The sequence below is a fragment of the Salmonella sp. SAL03688 genome, from assembly GCF_046551895.1.
Classification (GTDB): domain Bacteria; phylum Pseudomonadota; class Gammaproteobacteria; order Enterobacterales; family Enterobacteriaceae; genus Salmonella; species Salmonella enterica.
The window spans coordinates 1-15,254 of record NZ_JBGDVI010000004.1 but is presented as its reverse complement, the minus strand read 5'-3'; the positions used below and the strand labels follow the sequence as shown (position 1 = coordinate 15,254).

General features: G+C 50.4%; 12 protein-coding genes, 1 tRNA gene and 3 rRNA genes. 11 read left to right on the top strand and 5 right to left on the bottom strand.

Translation table 11 applies throughout. The features are described 5' to 3' along the window. The 8 genes from ACLJR2_RS05060 (at position 1) to ACLJR2_RS05025 (ending at position 7,967) form a co-directional block, all read left to right on the top strand. Complete coding sequence (locus ACLJR2_RS05060) at positions 1–243, top strand: YhdT family protein (protein ID WP_000340018.1); 243 nt, start codon at positions 1–3, stop codon at positions 241–243. Beyond that, positions 233–1,684, top strand: coding sequence for a sodium/pantothenate symporter (panF, locus tag ACLJR2_RS05055; RefSeq protein WP_001175684.1), 1,452 nt, complete (start codon positions 233–235; stop codon positions 1,682–1,684). The genes ACLJR2_RS05060 and panF overlap by 11 nt, the downstream gene beginning before the upstream one ends. 11 nt (positions 1,685–1,695) lie before the next feature. Then, positions 1,696–2,577 carry a 50S ribosomal protein L11 methyltransferase gene (gene prmA / locus ACLJR2_RS05050; protein ID WP_001145849.1) on the top strand — a complete coding sequence of 294 codons (882 nt, stop codon included), beginning with the start codon at positions 1,696–1,698 and terminating at the stop codon, positions 2,575–2,577. Between the two features lie 659 nt (positions 2,578–3,236). After that, positions 3,237–4,202 carry a tRNA dihydrouridine synthase DusB gene (gene dusB, locus ACLJR2_RS05045; protein ID WP_001219664.1) on the top strand — a complete coding sequence of 322 codons (966 nt, stop codon included), beginning with the start codon at positions 3,237–3,239 and terminating at the stop codon, positions 4,200–4,202. A 25-nt stretch (positions 4,203–4,227) separates the two neighbouring features. Beyond that, positions 4,228–4,524, top strand: coding sequence for a DNA-binding transcriptional regulator Fis (gene fis / locus ACLJR2_RS05040; RefSeq protein ID WP_000462905.1), 297 nt, complete (start codon positions 4,228–4,230; stop codon positions 4,522–4,524). Between the two features lie 85 nt (positions 4,525–4,609). Further along, entirely contained in the window at positions 4,610–5,494 is an 885-nt protein-coding gene (gene yhdJ / locus ACLJR2_RS05035; protein WP_000642611.1) for an adenine-specific DNA-methyltransferase, read from the top strand. An 82-nt stretch (positions 5,495–5,576) separates the two neighbouring features. After that, positions 5,577–5,741 (top strand): DUF2556 family protein, encoded by a 165-nt coding sequence (locus ACLJR2_RS05030; protein WP_000620015.1) that lies wholly within the window; start codon positions 5,577–5,579, stop codon positions 5,739–5,741. Between the two features lie 150 nt (positions 5,742–5,891). Beyond that, on the top strand, positions 5,892–7,967 hold the full coding sequence (locus ACLJR2_RS05025) for a putative bifunctional diguanylate cyclase/phosphodiesterase (protein ID WP_001534931.1): 2,076 nt from the start codon (positions 5,892–5,894) through the stop codon (positions 7,965–7,967). A 26-nt stretch (positions 7,968–7,993) separates the two neighbouring features. Here the strand turns inward: ACLJR2_RS05025 and envR are convergent, their stop codons facing one another. Beyond that, the gene (gene envR, locus ACLJR2_RS05020; RefSeq protein WP_001085725.1) at positions 7,994–8,656 is read right to left on the bottom strand and encodes an acrEF/envCD operon transcriptional regulator; all 663 of its coding nucleotides are present in this window, start codon (positions 8,654–8,656) and stop codon (positions 7,994–7,996) included. 413 nt (positions 8,657–9,069) lie between these two features. Between envR and ACLJR2_RS05015 the strand changes: the two genes are divergently transcribed. The 3 genes from ACLJR2_RS05015 (at position 9,070) to ACLJR2_RS05005 (ending at position 13,810) form a co-directional block, all read left to right on the top strand. Continuing rightward, positions 9,070–10,227, top strand: coding sequence for an efflux RND transporter periplasmic adaptor subunit (locus ACLJR2_RS05015; protein WP_000160382.1), 1,158 nt, complete (start codon positions 9,070–9,072; stop codon positions 10,225–10,227). 11 nt (positions 10,228–10,238) lie between these two features. Then, positions 10,239–13,352: an efflux RND transporter permease subunit gene (locus ACLJR2_RS05010; protein ID WP_001273283.1), complete on the top strand. Its 3,114-nt coding sequence runs from the start codon at positions 10,239–10,241 to the stop codon at positions 13,350–13,352. Between the two features lie 236 nt (positions 13,353–13,588). Next, on the top strand, positions 13,589–13,810 hold the full coding sequence (locus tag ACLJR2_RS05005) for a membrane protein (protein WP_000825645.1): 222 nt from the start codon (positions 13,589–13,591) through the stop codon (positions 13,808–13,810). A gap of 784 nt (positions 13,811–14,594) precedes the next feature. Here ACLJR2_RS05005 and rrf (ACLJR2_RS05000) read toward each other — a convergent pair. The 4 genes from rrf (ACLJR2_RS05000) to ACLJR2_RS04985 form a co-directional block, all read right to left on the bottom strand. Next, positions 14,595–14,710: ribosomal RNA gene (gene rrf, locus ACLJR2_RS05000) — 5S ribosomal RNA — on the bottom strand. 39 nt (positions 14,711–14,749) lie between these two features. After that, positions 14,750–14,825: transfer RNA gene (locus tag ACLJR2_RS04995), tRNA-Thr, on the bottom strand. Between the two features lie 14 nt (positions 14,826–14,839). Then, positions 14,840–14,955: ribosomal RNA gene (rrf, locus tag ACLJR2_RS04990) — 5S ribosomal RNA — on the bottom strand. 93 nt (positions 14,956–15,048) lie between these two features. Further along, positions 15,049–15,254 (bottom strand): 23S ribosomal RNA (locus ACLJR2_RS04985); the annotation flags it as partial.

Here is a 15,254-nt window from a genome sequence, read left to right as displayed (position 1 = left end):
ATGGACGCTCGTTTTGTTCAGGCCCATAAAGAGGCGCGCTGGGCGCTGTGGCTGACCCTTTGCTATCTGGCAGCATGGTTAGTGGCTGCTTACTTACCTGGAGACTCGCCGGGAATTACCGGTCTGCCGCACTGGTTCGAGATGGCCTGCTTATTGACGCCGCTGGTCTTTATTTTGCTGTGCTGGGCGATGGTGAAATTCATTTATCGCGATATTTCGCTGGAGGATGACGATGCAGCTTGAGGTCATTCTACCGCTGGTAGCCTATCTGATCGTGGTCTTCGGGGTCTCGATTTACGCTATGCGCAAGCGTACCGCCGGCACTTTTTTAAACGAATATTTTCTTGGCAGCCGTTCGATGGGCGGGATCGTGCTCGCGATGACGCTTACCGCCACCTATATTAGCGCCAGTTCATTTATCGGCGGTCCCGGCGCGGCTTATAAATACGGTCTGGGCTGGGTCTTGCTGGCGATGATCCAGCTTCCCGCCGTCTGGCTTTCACTGGGTATTCTGGGTAAAAAATTCGCTATCCTGGCGCGTCGCTATAATGCCGTCACGCTTAACGATATGTTATTCGCTCGTTACCAAAGCCGCCTGCTGGTGTGGTTGGCAAGCCTGAGTTTATTGGTCGCGTTTATTGGCGCAATGACCGTACAATTTATCGGCGGCGCGCGACTGCTGGAAACCGCGGCGGGAATTCCCTACGAAACCGGCCTGCTAATATTTGGCGTCAGTATCGCACTCTATACGGCGTTTGGCGGCTTTCGCGCCAGCGTACTTAACGATACGCTACAGGGCCTGGTGATGCTGGTCGGCACGATAGTGCTGCTGGTGGGCGTGGTGCATGCGGCGGGCGGTCTAAGTCAGGCCGTTGACACGCTGCACGCTCTCGACCCCAAACTGGTAACGCCGCAGGGCGCCGATGACATACTTTCTCCCGCCTTTATGACCTCTTTTTGGGTACTGGTCTGTTTTGGTGTGATTGGCCTGCCGCATACGGCGGTGCGCTGCATCTCCTATAAAGACAGTAAAGCGGTACACCGGGGCATTATTATCGGTACGATTGTCGTGGCGATTTTAATGTTCGGGATGCACCTTGCCGGCGCGCTGGGTCGCGCGGTGCTTCCGGATCTGACGGTGCCGGATCTGGTGATCCCAACGCTAATGGTGAAAGTTTTGCCGCCGTTTGCCGCCGGGATCTTCCTCGCTGCGCCAATGGCGGCGATCATGTCAACAATTAACGCCCAACTGCTGCAAAGTTCCGCGACGATCATTAAAGATCTCTATCTCAACCTGCGCCCCGATCAGATGCAAAATGAGATCCGGCTGAAGCGTATGTCGGCAGCGATTACATTACTGCTAGGCGCGCTGTTGCTGCTGGCAGCATGGAAACCGCCAGAGATGATCATTTGGCTCAACCTGCTGGCGTTTGGCGGCCTGGAAGCGGTGTTCTTATGGCCGCTGGTACTGGGCCTTTACTGGGAGCGGGCAAACGCGGCAGGCGCATTAAGCGCCATGATCGTGGGCGGCGTGCTATATGCCCTGCTTGCCACATTTAATATTCAGTACCTGGGCTTTCATCCGATTGTGCCCGCGTTACTGTTAAGTTTATTGGCTTTTCTGATCGGAAACCGATTCGGCTCTTCCGCTTCGCAAGCCACCGTATTGTCTACTGATAAATAAAGAGTTTTGCCATGCCATGGATCCAATTGAAACTGAATACCACCGGCGCGAATGCTGAAGAGCTGAGTGATGCGCTGATGGAAGCGGGCGCCGTTTCCATTACCTTTCAGGATACGCACGATACGCCGGTTTTTGAGCCGTTGCCGGGCGAAACCCGTCTGTGGGGCGATACCGATGTGATCGGTCTGTTCGACGCCGAAACCGACATGAAAGACGTTGTCGCGATTCTGGAGCAACATCCGCTGCTGGGTGCCGGATTTGCCCATAAAATCGAACAACTGGAAGATAAAGACTGGGAACGCGAATGGATGGATAATTTCCATCCGATGCGTTTTGGCGAGCGTCTGTGGATTTGTCCCAGCTGGCGTGACATTCCGGACGAGAATGCCGTCAACGTGATGCTCGACCCGGGACTGGCGTTCGGTACGGGTACGCACCCCACCACCTCTTTATGTCTGCAATGGCTGGACGGGCTCGATCTCAACGGCAAAACCGTGATCGACTTTGGCTGCGGTTCAGGCATTCTGGCGATTGCCGCGCTGAAGCTGGGAGCGGCAAAGGCGATTGGTATTGATATCGATCCGCAAGCTATTCAGGCCAGTCGCGATAATGCCGAACGCAACGGCGTGTCTGACCGGCTGGAGCTGTACCTGCCGAAAGACCAGCCAGAAGCCATGAAAGCCGACGTGGTCGTCGCTAACATCCTGGCAGGCCCATTACGCGAACTGGCCCCGTTAATCAGCGTACTGCCCGTTGAGGGCGGTCTGCTGGGGCTTTCAGGTATTCTCGCCAGCCAGGCGGAAAGCGTCTGCGATGCTTACGCCGAGCTTTTCACTCTCGACCCGGTCGTCGAAAAAGAAGAATGGTGCCGCATTACTGGCCGTAAGAAATAATTCTTGTCAGCGTGGTCGCCCGGCCACGCTTTTCTCCACACAACTGCCTTAACGCCTTTCAGGCACCGAGACATCATTAAATTCATCAAATGAATGCCTGAAATAACTTCTTTGTCACTATCCGTCTGGATAAACAGCTGCTACCAGCGGACAAACGTACTGGCGCTTCAACGGCCCGCAGCCATCGCCCTCGTACTTAGTAAATGCTGTCCGGGTTGTTCTGCAGCATCCGCTAACGCTCTTTTTAGCGCAGCTGGAAAAATTTATGCGTGCCGTTCATGAACACAAAAGCGCATCTGTGCGCCCCTTCCGACTGGCAATGGAGAAAAATCACGCGCAGCGGGAAGTGATCTTGTCCTGAAACGAGACGGCGATCCCATTCATTTGGGGTAATTAGCTTATAAAAAAAGCAGATTATTCCGCTTATCTTGTTTCTGGTCGAAGAAATAGAGAGAAGTTACGGGAATTTGTAAGCGCGTACAAAACCGCCGACAATAAATAACCCTATGATTTTACTGAATTATAAATTTATTTTGCTGTTTTTAAGCACGATTCATTGATCTACAACAGTGGATTGTTCAAAGTTTGGCCTTTCATCTCGTGCAAAAAATGCGTAATATACGCCGCCTTGCAGTCACAGTATGGTCATTTCTTAACTCATGCGCATCGGACAATATCAGCTCAGAAATCGCCTGATCGCAGCGCCCATGGCTGGCATTACTGACAGACCTTTCCGGACGCTGTGCTATGAGATGGGAGCAGGATTGACAGTATCCGAGATGATGTCTTCTAACCCGCAAGTGTGGGAAAGCGATAAATCTCGTTTACGGATGGTGCACGTTGATGAGCCAGGAATTCGCACGGTGCAAATTGCCGGTAGCGACCCTGTTGAGATGGCCGATGCCGCACGTATTAACGTGGAAAGCGGCGCCCAGATTATTGATATCAATATGGGGTGCCCGGCGAAGAAAGTGAATCGTAAGCTGGCAGGTTCAGCCCTCTTGCAGTACCCGGATTTAGTGAAGTCTATACTCATCGGGGTCGTAAACGCAGTGGACGTTCCTGTGACTCTCAAGATTCGCACCGGCTGGGCGCCGGAACACCGTAACTGCGTAGAGATTGCCCAACTGGCTGAAGATTGTGGTATTCAGGCTCTGACCATCCATGGCCGCACCCGCGCCTGTTTGTTCAACGGAGAAGCTGAATACGACAGTATTCGGGCAGTTAAGCAGAAAGTTTCCATTCCGATTATCGCGAATGGCGACATTACTAACCCGCATAAAGCCAGAGCTGTTCTCGACTATACAGGGGCGGATGCCCTGATGATAGGCCGCGCAGCTCAGGGAAGACCCTGGATCTTTCGGGAAATCCAGCATTATCTGGACACTGGGGAGCTGCTTCCGCCGCTGCCGCTGGCAGAGGTAAAGCGCTTGCTTTGCACGCATGTTCGGGAACTGCATGACTTTTACGGTCAGGCAAAAGGGTACCGAATCGCGCGTAAACACGTCTCCTGGTATCTCCAGGAACACGCTCCAGACGACCAGTTTCGGCGCACATTCAACGCTATTGAGGACGCCAGCGAACAGCTGGAGGCGTTGGAGGCATACTTCGAAAATTTTGCGTAAACAGAAATAAAGAGCTGACAGAACTATGTTCGAACAACGCGTAAATTCTGACGTACTGACCGTTTCTACCGTTAACTCTCAGGATCAGGTAACCCAAAAACCCCTGCGTGACTCGGTTAAACAGGCACTGAAGAACTATTTTGCTCAACTGAATGGTCAGGACGTTAATGACCTGTATGAGCTGGTACTGGCTGAAGTAGAACAGCCCCTGTTGGACATGGTGATGCAATACACCCGTGGTAACCAGACCCGTGCTGCTCTGATGATGGGCATCAACCGTGGTACGCTGCGTAAAAAATTAAAAAAATACGGCATGAACTAATTTCGATTAGCTAACTGCTTGTTTAAAAAGGCGCTACTCGGCATGGGGAAGCGCCTTTTTTATACGCATCACATGGAATTTGGTCATGAAAGCGGAATGTGAACCTCAGTACTTTGGCGATGAATCGAAGAAGATTATTCACGGTGACGCGCTAACAGAACTTAAAAAACTGCCTTCTGAAAGCATTGACTTAATTTTTGCCGATCCGCCTTACAATATCGGAAAAGATTTCGACGGTATGGTGGAATCCTGGGACGAAGCGTCTTTTCTGGCCTGGCTGTATGAATGCATTGATGAGTGCCACCGCGTACTGAAGAAACACGGCACCATGTACATCATGAATAGCACAGAAAATATGCCGTATATCGATCTCAAATGCCGAACGCTTTTTACCATCAAAAGCCGTATCGTCTGGTCCTATGATAGTTCCGGGGTGCAGGCGAAAAAATACTTTGGTTCTATGTATGAACCGATCCTGATGATGGTAAAGAACCCGAAAAGCTATACCTTTAATCGTGACGCGATTCTGGTCGAAACCACTACGGGCGCTAAGCGCGCGCTAATCGATTATCGAAAAAACCCGCCCCAACCATACAATCAGAAAAAAGTGCCGGGCAACGTCTGGTCATTTCCTCGCGTACGTTATCTGATGGATGAATATGAAAACCATCCTACGCAAAAGCCCAGCGCGCTGTTAAAACGGATCATACTGGCCTCTTCTAACCCGAGCGATACCGTATTGGACCCTTTCGCGGGCAGTTTCACCACAGGCGCTGTCGCAGCGGCGTCAGGTCGTAAGTTTATCGGTATTGAACTCAATAATGAGTACGTAAAAATGGGGCTCAGAAGATTGAGCGTCACTTCGCATTATTCAGAAAATGAACTTGCAAAAGTCAAAAAGAGAAAAACACAAAACCTGTCCAAAAAGCAGCGAAATGTCGGGATAAACGCGCTATCTTCAGAGAAGTAAAAGCATTGTAAGTCCGCTTTTCAGCGTCAAAATTTCATGTATATTCCCAGCACGCATGGGCATGAATACACAGGATTTGACGATGATACGTAAGTATTGGTGGCTGGTTGTTTTTGCCGTCTCCGTTTTTCTTTTTGATGCGCTTTTGATGCAATGGATCGAATTGATGGCGACTGAACAGGATAAGTGCCGAAACATGGATTCGGTTAACCCTCTTAAATTGATCAATTGTACCGATCTGGAGTAGCGAATCGGGCGATTTAACCTATGATTATTTATCACCCGGATTTCTTTTATCCCTTATAAAAACAGGGAATTAAAACACGTTGAGGATAAAAGAAGGGGTGATACTGTCTCGTCCTGTTCTTTTCCTGCATAACCAATGAGCTAATGATACATGCCGGTTAGTGAGTACAACCACATCCTTGTGGCGGTTTCATTTGCTGTCGCTATTTTTGCGTCCTATACCGCATTAAATATGGCCGGACGCGTAGCCGGAAGCGCCCGATCAAACGCCAGAATATGGCTAATGGGCGGCGGCTTCGCGCTGGGCGTCGGTATTTGGGCGATGCATTTTGTCGGGATGCTGGCGATGGATCACGCGATGAACATGCGCTTCGATCCGTTCCTCACCGGCCTCTCCATGCTGATCGCGATCGGCTCCTCCCTGTTTGCGCTATGGCTGGTTAGCGCTGAAAAACTGCGCCTGCGCCGTTTACTACCGGGCGCGCTGGTGATGGGACTGGGCATCAGCGCAATGCATTATACCGGGATGGCGGCGCTGCAATTTGCTTCCATTATCGTCTGGAATAGCGCGTGGGTTGCCCTCTCTATCATTATCGCGCTACTGGCGTCCTGCGGCGCGCTGTGGCTCACGTTCCGCCTGCGTAATGAGGGAACAGATGTCGCCCTGAGGCGAGCAGGCGCCGCGGTATTAATGGGGATAGCTATCGCCGGCATGCATTACGCCGGTATGAAGGCCGCACACTTTCCCCAAAACTGGCCGATGGAGCATCGTGGCGTCGATAGCAACTGGCTGGCTGTTCTTGTCAGCGTGGTCGCGCTGACTATCCTGGGCATTACTCTTCTGGTTTCTTTATTTGACGCCCGGCTTCAGGCCCGCACCGCACTACTTGCCTCTTCGCTGGCGCAGGCGAACCAGGAACTGGCGCAGCTGGCGCTGCATGATACGCTCACCCGTTTACCAAACCGGGTACTCCTTGAGGATCGTCTGGAACAGGCCATCAGCAAAGCGAATCGGGAAGGCTCGTCTTTCGCGCTACTGTTTATGGATCTGGATGGCTTTAAAGCCGTTAATGACGCTTATGGTCATGATATCGGCGATAAGCTACTGGTAGCGGTCACGCATCGTCTGAACCAACCGCTGAGCGGGCAGTTTACCCTGGCGCGGATTGGCGGCGACGAATTTGTGCTGCTTGCAGAAGTCAGCGCGCCTGACGAAGCGGCTTCCCTTGCCAGCGCGCTGGTACATTCGATAGATGCGCCCTTTACGATAGATCCGTACGAACTGGTCGTCACCCTTAGCGTGGGAATAGCGCTCTATCCGCTGGACGGAAAAAACGAACGGGAACTGATGTTCAACGCCGATGCCGCAATGTACCACACGAAACATACGGGGCGTAACGGATACCATTTCTTTCAGCCATCAATGAATATGCTGGCGCAAACCCAACTTCAGCTAATGAATGACCTGTGGCTGGCGCTGGAAAGACAAGAGCTCAGGCTGGTGTATCAGCCTAAATTTCAGGCTCCTGCCGGCCCCATTGTAGGATTTGAGGCCCTGTTGCGCTGGTATCATCCAAAACAAGGCGTACTGAATCCTGACCAGTTTTTACCGCTGGCGGAAAAAACTGGTCTTATCGTCACTATCGGTAGCTGGGTGATAGACGAGGCGTGTCGACAGCTCCGCGAGTGGCACTTACAGGGATACGCCTTATGGTCAGTGGCGGTAAATCTGTCCGCCTTACAATTTGAGCAGCCCGGGCTTGTGGACACCATTACGCGGAGCCTGGCCCGACACAATATCCGTCCCGATTTATTGATTCTGGAAATCACCGAAACCACGGCGATGAACAAGCCAGAGCAAAGCGTCGCTATACTCACCAGATTAACGGAAATGGGGGTTAAGGCCTCTATTGACGACTTTGGCACCGGCTATTCCAGCCTTCTCTATCTGAAACGTCTTCCGGCGTGCGAACTAAAAATTGATCGCGCTTTCGTACATGAACTCAGCGAGGCAGGCGACGGCGCGACCATTGTTGCGGCTATTGTCGCGCTGGCGAAAGCGTTAAATCTGCAAATTGTGGCAGAAGGGGTAGAAAATGAAACGCAGCAACAATTTTTGACCCAGTTAGGATGCCATACGCTTCAGGGGTTCCTGCTTGGCAAGCCGCGTACGGCAGAGGAAATTGCTCGCGATATTCGGGACCCTGCCAATATATTCACAAGGTAAATATATAATATCAACTCAAAATAATCTCAGGCTTCTTCCGCCTGTTGTTCATTTGGCATTAATTGCCTCACACTGCCATCCGGGCTTAGCATTTTTAATACATTATCGACTAATGCAGGCGCCTGCTTATAAAGATCATAACTTGTGGGATTCATTAACCAGTTCTTTACTATTCCGCTAAAACTACCATGCAGAATAATTAATATGACATCCAGATCAAGACTGCCTGAGATCAGCTTTTTATCCATACATCGCTGTAATACTTCAAGCAGAGACTGATGATGGAAACCCATCTTCTCCCGAATGGCCTGTTCCGATATCATACCATTATGGAATTCACATTTATGATATAAAATCTGCATTAATGCCTGCTGACGAGGCACTGCCGCAATATATTGTAAGGCTGCAATAAATTTCTCTCGTAGATCCTGTAAAGGATTATCATTCCAGCATCCCGTAAGCCTATCCTGAATAAGTTCGCGTAAAGGTGGTTGCTGTAACCAAACCTCATTAAACAACTGCGTTTTATTCTCAAAGTGCCAGTAGATGGCGCCCCGCGTGACATCAGCGGCATCAGCGATATCATTCAGCGTCGTGTTGGCAACGCCGCGCAAAGCGAACTGCGCAATAGCGGTTTCAATCAAGTGTTGCCGCGTTTTAAGCGCATCCGCCTTCGTTTTCTTCGCCATAATTAAGATATCCTGGACCATAAAAACGATAAATACGCTGATAAAATACTCAGCACAAAAAACAACTTTACCATGTCCTTTTTAGTCAGACGAGAGACAGCTATTTTTATTTCGCACAATATCGCCAAATCAATAATAAAAGCAAATAAATTAATAAAACATATTCATATAAAATATATATTTCTATTTATGTTATTCAACATCATGATTTTACTAATCGGGACATTATGAAACGACAGGGAATAGTTCTTTTTTTTTGCTTTTATGTGCCGTGAACCCCATCCCAAAATAAGTATTGCTTACATCACAAGCTAATAATTTGTAGGATACCCCACTGCTATTCTATTTTTCGCGCGTTAACGCCTTACCGTTATCCGGTGAATAACGAGCTTTCGGTTTTTTAAGGAACAGTAATGACGAAACATGCCAGGTTTTCACTCCTGCCCTCATTCATCATATTCTCTGCTGCGCTGCTGGCCGGTTGTAATGACCAGGGAGATACCCAGGCTCATGCCGGCGAGCCGCAAGTCACCGTCCACGTGGTCGAAACAGCGCCGCTAGCCGTAACGACCGAACTTCCCGGACGTACGTCCGCATTTCGCATTGCGGAGGTTCGCCCCCAGGTGAGCGGGATCGTGCTTAAAAGAAACTTCACCGAAGGTAGCGATGTAGAGGCCGGGCAGTCGCTTTATCAGATCGATCCTGCCACTTATCAGGCCGATTATGACAGCGCTAAAGGCGAACTTGCTAAAAGCGAAGCGGCTGCGGCTATCGCGCACCTGACGGTCAAACGCTATGTTCCACTGGTCGGCACAAAATATATCAGCCAACAGGAATATGATCAGGCGATTGCCGACGCCCGCCAGGCCGATGCCGCCGTTGTGGCGGCAAAAGCCGCTGTTGAAAGCGCGCGTATTAACCTTGCGTATACCAAAGTCACCTCACCCATCAGCGGGCGTATAGGAAAATCTAATGTGACTGAAGGCGCGCTGGTGACTAATGGTCAGTCAACTGAACTGGCTACCGTGCAACAACTCGACCCGATTTATGTCGACGTGACGCAATCAAGCAACGACTTTATGCGACTCAAGCAATCCGTCGAACAAGGTAACCTGCATAAAGACAGCGCCAGTAGCACGGTTCAACTGGTAATGGAAAATGGTCAGGTCTACCCGATTAAAGGCACGCTGCAATTTTCCGACGTTACCGTAGATGAAAGCACCGGCTCTATCACGCTCAGGGCAGTTTTCCCTAACCCGCAACACAGTCTGCTTCCCGGTATGTTTGTTCGCGCTCGCATTGATGAAGGCGTCCAGCCCAATGCCATCCTTGTCCCCCAGCAGGGCGTAACCCGCACGCCGCGCGGCGACGCAATGGTGATGGTGGTTAACGATAAAAGCCAGGTCGAAGCCCGCAATGTCGTGGCGGCGCAGGCTATTGGCGATAAATGGCTCATCAGCGAAGGGTTAAAACCGGGCGATAAGGTCATCGTCAGCGGCTTACAAAAAGCGCGACCGGACGTCCAGGTGAAAGCCACTACCGATGCTCCTGCAGCGAAAACGGCGCAATAAGGTAACCGTACATGGCAAACTTTTTTATTAGACGTCCTATTTTCGCCTGGGTTCTGGCCATTATCCTGATGATGGCTGGCGCACTGGCAATAATGCAACTTCCCGTTGCGCAGTATCCAACCATTGCGCCGCCAGCGGTTTCTATTTCTGCAACCTATCCTGGCGCGGATGCGCAGACGGTACAGGATACGGTTACTCAGGTTATCGAACAAAATATGAACGGTATCGATAACCTGATGTATATGTCCTCTACCAGCGACTCTGCTGGTAGCGTGACCATCACCCTGACCTTCCAGTCCGGAACCGATCCGGATATCGCGCAGGTTCAGGTGCAAAATAAATTGCAGCTCGCCACGCCTTTACTGCCGCAAGAAGTCCAGCAGCAGGGGATTAGCGTTGAAAAGTCCAGCAGCAGCTTTTTGATGGTCGCCGGGTTCGTCTCGGATAATCCGAACACTACCCAGGACGACATCTCTGACTATGTCGCCTCTAACATTAAGGATTCTATCAGCCGTCTTAATGGTGTGGGCGACGTTCAGCTATTTGGCGCACAGTACGCCATGCGTATCTGGCTGGATGCGAATCTGCTAAATAAATACCAGCTCACGCCAGTTGACGTCATCAACCAGTTAAAAGTACAGAACGACCAGATTGCGGCAGGCCAACTGGGCGGCACGCCAGCATTACCGGGCCAGCAGCTTAACGCCTCAATCATCGCCCAAACGCGTCTGAAAGATCCGGAAGAGTTCGGCAAAGTTACGTTGCGTGTCAATACCGACGGTTCTGTCGTTCATCTCAAAGATGTCGCGCGTATTGAGCTTGGCGGTGAAAACTATAATGTTGTAGCGCGCATTAACGGTAAACCGGCCTCCGGTCTCGGTATTAAACTGGCGACCGGCGCTAACGCGCTGGATACCGCAACCGCAATCAAAGCGAAACTGGCGGAACTGCAGCCTTTCTTCCCTCAGGGAATGAAGGTGGTTTATCCTTATGACACAACGCCCTTCGTAAAAATATCTATCCACGAAGTGGTAAAAACTCTGTTTGAAGCGATTATTCTGGTGTTCCTGGTAATGTATCTGTTCTTACAGAATATCCGGGCAACCCTGATTCCTACCATCGCTGTTCCTGTCGTGTTGCTAGGCACTTTTGCGGTACTCGCCGCCTTTGGCTATTCCATCAATACCCTGACGATGTTCGGCATGGTACTGGCGATAGGACTGTTGGTTGACGATGCGATAGTGGTCGTAGAAAACGTTGAACGTGTAATGATGGAGGATAACCTTTCTCCCCGAGAGGCGACGGAAAAATCCATGTCGCAGATTCAGGGAGCGCTGGTTGGTATCGCGATGGTACTGTCTGCGGTATTTATCCCGATGGCCTTTTTTGGCGGTTCGACCGGGGCAATTTATCGCCAGTTCTCTATTACTATTGTTTCAGCAATGGCGCTATCCGTTCTGGTTGCGTTGATTCTGACGCCAGCGCTATGCGCTACGCTGCTTAAACCCGTATCTGCTGAACATCACGAGAAAAAAAGCGGCTTCTTTGGCTGGTTCAATACCAGGTTTGACCACAGCGTTAACCACTATACTAACAGCGTAAGCGGCATCGTGCGTAATACGGGTCGCTATCTCATTATCTATCTACTTATTGTAGTCGGAATGGCGGTTCTGTTTTTACGCCTCCCGACCTCCTTCCTGCCGGAAGAAGATCAGGGGGTATTCCTGACCATGATTCAGCTCCCCTCTGGCGCTACGCAAGAACGTACGCAGAAAGTGCTGGATCAAGTCACTCATTACTACCTGAATAATGAAAAAGCGAACGTCGAAAGCGTGTTTACCGTAAACGGCTTTAGCTTTAGCGGTCAGGGACAAAACTCAGGGATGGCATTTGTCAGCCTTAAACCCTGGGAAGAGCGTAACGGTGAAGAAAATAGCGTCGAAGCCGTTATCGCCAGAGCGACACGCGCCTTTAGCCAGATTCGCGACGGGTTGGTGTTCCCCTTCAACATGCCGGCAATTGTCGAGTTAGGTACCGCGACAGGTTTCGACTTTGAACTGATTGATCAGGGAGGACTCGGTCACGATGCGTTAACAAAAGCGCGTAATCAACTGCTGGGTATGGTCGCGAAGCATCCAGACCTATTAGTGCGCGTACGCCCGAACGGGCTGGAAGACACGCCACAGTTCAAGCTGGATGTCGATCAAGAAAAAGCGCAGGCGCTCGGTGTTTCGCTGTCTGATATCAACGAAACCATCTCCGCGGCGTTGGGCGGCTATTACGTTAACGACTTTATCGATCGCGGACGAGTGAAAAAAGTATACGTTCAGGCTGACGCTCAGTTCCGTATGCTGCCGGGAGATATCAACAATCTTTATGTTCGCAGCGCTAATGGCGAGATGGTGCCCTTCTCTACCTTTAGCTCAGCACGGTGGATTTATGGTTCGCCACGCCTGGAACGCTATAACGGGATGCCGTCAATGGAACTGCTCGGCGAAGCAGCACCCGGACGAAGTACCGGTGAAGCCATGTCGTTAATGGAAAACCTGGCTTCACAGCTGCCAAACGGTATTGGCTATGACTGGACAGGTATGTCGTATCAGGAACGGTTGTCAGGTAACCAGGCGCCGGCGCTGTACGCAATCTCACTCATTGTCGTTTTCCTCTGCCTTGCCGCTCTGTATGAAAGCTGGTCAATTCCGTTCTCGGTAATGCTGGTCGTACCGCTCGGCGTGGTTGGCGCTCTGCTTGCAGCGTCATTGCGCGGTCTGAACAATGACGTTTACTTCCAGGTTGGCTTGTTAACCACTATTGGCCTTTCTGCTAAAAACGCCATCCTGATTGTCGAGTTCGCCAAAGATCTCATGGAAAAAGAAGGACGTGGATTGATTGAAGCGACGCTGGAAGCATCCCGTATGCGTTTACGTCCTATTCTAATGACCTCGCTGGCCTTTATTCTCGGGGTAATGCCGTTAGTTATCAGTCGTGGCGCAGGTAGTGGGGCACAGAACGCAGTAGGCACAGGGGTTATGGGGGGAATGTTAACCGCAACCTTATTAGCTATCTTCTTCGTGCCAGTATTCTTCGTTGTTGTAAAACGCCGATTTAATCGCCATCATGATTAACCGGTAAACAGAGGCGTCTTCGGACGCCTTTTTAAACGGTACTTCTTTATCTCCGCTATTCCCCCTCTCCGCTTACCTCTGCATTCTCCATAGTTTTTACAATTCACATGAATTGAGATGATTCCTCATGTCGGCCATTTTTTCTGTGGTGGTAAAATAACTCTCGTTTTCGCAGCGGTTAGAGCCAGCATTTACGTTGCTGTACTTCGCGAAACGCTGATTAATGAGGTAACACCATGAAAAGACTAATTCCAGTTGCATTGCTTACCACCTTATTGGCAGGTTGTGCACATGATTCTCCCTGCGTACCGGTTTATGACGATCAAGGGCGACTGGTTCATACCAATACATGTATGAAAGGTACTACGCAGGATAACTGGGAGACAGCAGGCGCTATTGCTGGCGGCGCTGCGGCGGTAGCAGGGTTGACGATGGGTATCATTGCGCTTTCTAAATGATACATGCAGGCGCGGCAATGCCGCGCTTTCAGTAATAATATAAAGGTCGTAAGGATACTCAGCGACGTAATCTATTCAGCCTATCCCCCGAAAGTTAACACGATAAAACGCTCTCTTTTCTTACTCGCCCATCCCGATGGTATTTATTCTATTCCTTGTCCGATGCAGACAAAATTGTAGCTTGATAGCATCGTAAGCCGCATTACAAACAGGCTTTATACAGTAAGACTTAGAGCGTGATCATTAGGCGTAATTATTACAGACAGTCTGGATATAAACCGGAGCATACACGTAATACATGAGGATTTTGAGCACTGTCCCAGGGCCAAACTGGCAAATAAAATAGCCTAATGGGCCAGATTCTTAGTCCTCAGCGAATATCTCTATTGCTTATTAGAGGCGTAAGTAAAAGCCGTTTGTACATCTACTTCAGCACGGTTCACATTCGATGGTTCAGGCGGATATATGGCGGGAAATCACGTTGACTAAAACGGTTTTTATCCACTCTACGAAGATGTTTAAAACGCGTCGGCGTCATTATCCGATAACTTTTTCCATAGAGAGATAAATGCAAAAAGGCCCAGTCTTTCGATTGGGCCCTTTGCTTTATTTGATGTCTGGCAGTTTATGGCGGGCGTCCTGCCCGCCACCCTCCGTGCCGTTGCTGCGCAACGTTCAAATCCGCTCCCGGCGGATTTCTCCTCCTCAGGAGAGCGCTCACCGACAGACTACAGACAAAAACAAAAGGCCCAGTCTTTCGACTGAGCCTTTTGTTTTATTTGATGTCTGGCAGTTCCCTACTCTCGCATGGGGAGACCCCACACTACCATCGGCGCTACGGCGTTTCACTTCTGAGTTCGGCATGGGGTCAGGTGGGACCACCGCGCTACTGCCGCCAGACAAATTCTTTTTCAAATGCCGAACTTTAACCGTATTAAGTGGTGCTGATACCCAGAGTCGAACTGGGGACCTCACCCTTACCAAGGGTGCGCTCTACCAACTGAGCCATATCAGCACACTAAATTTGATGCCTGGCAGTTCCCTACTCTCGCATGGGGAGACCCCACACTACCATCGGCGCTACGGCGTTTCACTTCTGAGTTCGGCATGGGGTCAGGTGGGACCACCGCGCTAGTGCCGCCAGGCAAATTCTGTTATCAGACCGTTTTTACGTTCTGATGTAATCTGAATCAGTGCTGAAAATCGTCTCTCATCCGCCAAAACATCTTCGGCGTTGTAAGGTTAAGCCTCACGGTTCATTAGTACCGGTTAGCTCAACGCATCGCTGCGCTTACACACCCGGCCTATCAACGTCGTCGTCTTCAACGTTCCTTCAGGAGACTCTAAGTCTCAGGGAGAACTCATCTCGGGGCAAGTTTCGTGCTTAGATGCTTTCAGCACTTATCTCTTCCGCATTTAGCTACCGGGCAGTGCCATTGGCATG

Excerpts from the sequence above, each read along its gene's own strand:
- ACLJR2_RS05060 (WP_000340018.1), top strand. The coding sequence starts at position 1 with ATGGACGCTCGTTTTGTTCAGGCCCATAAAGAGGCGCGCTGGGCGCTG.
- panF (WP_001175684.1), top strand. The coding sequence starts at position 233 with ATGCAGCTTGAGGTCATTCTACCGCTGGTAGCCTATCTGATCGTGGTC.
- prmA (WP_001145849.1), top strand. The coding sequence starts at position 1,696 with ATGCCATGGATCCAATTGAAACTGAATACCACCGGCGCGAATGCTGAA.
- dusB (WP_001219664.1), top strand. The coding sequence starts at position 3,237 with ATGCGCATCGGACAATATCAGCTCAGAAATCGCCTGATCGCAGCGCCC.
- fis (WP_000462905.1), top strand. The coding sequence starts at position 4,228 with ATGTTCGAACAACGCGTAAATTCTGACGTACTGACCGTTTCTACCGTT.
- yhdJ (WP_000642611.1), top strand. The coding sequence starts at position 4,610 with ATGAAAGCGGAATGTGAACCTCAGTACTTTGGCGATGAATCGAAGAAG.
- ACLJR2_RS05030 (WP_000620015.1), top strand. The coding sequence starts at position 5,577 with ATGATACGTAAGTATTGGTGGCTGGTTGTTTTTGCCGTCTCCGTTTTT.
- ACLJR2_RS05025 (WP_001534931.1), top strand. The coding sequence starts at position 5,892 with ATGCCGGTTAGTGAGTACAACCACATCCTTGTGGCGGTTTCATTTGCT.
- envR (WP_001085725.1), bottom strand. The coding sequence starts at position 8,656 with ATGGCGAAGAAAACGAAGGCGGATGCGCTTAAAACGCGGCAACACTTG.
- ACLJR2_RS05015 (WP_000160382.1), top strand. The coding sequence starts at position 9,070 with ATGACGAAACATGCCAGGTTTTCACTCCTGCCCTCATTCATCATATTC.
- ACLJR2_RS05010 (WP_001273283.1), top strand. The coding sequence starts at position 10,239 with ATGGCAAACTTTTTTATTAGACGTCCTATTTTCGCCTGGGTTCTGGCC.
- ACLJR2_RS05005 (WP_000825645.1), top strand. The coding sequence starts at position 13,589 with ATGAAAAGACTAATTCCAGTTGCATTGCTTACCACCTTATTGGCAGGT.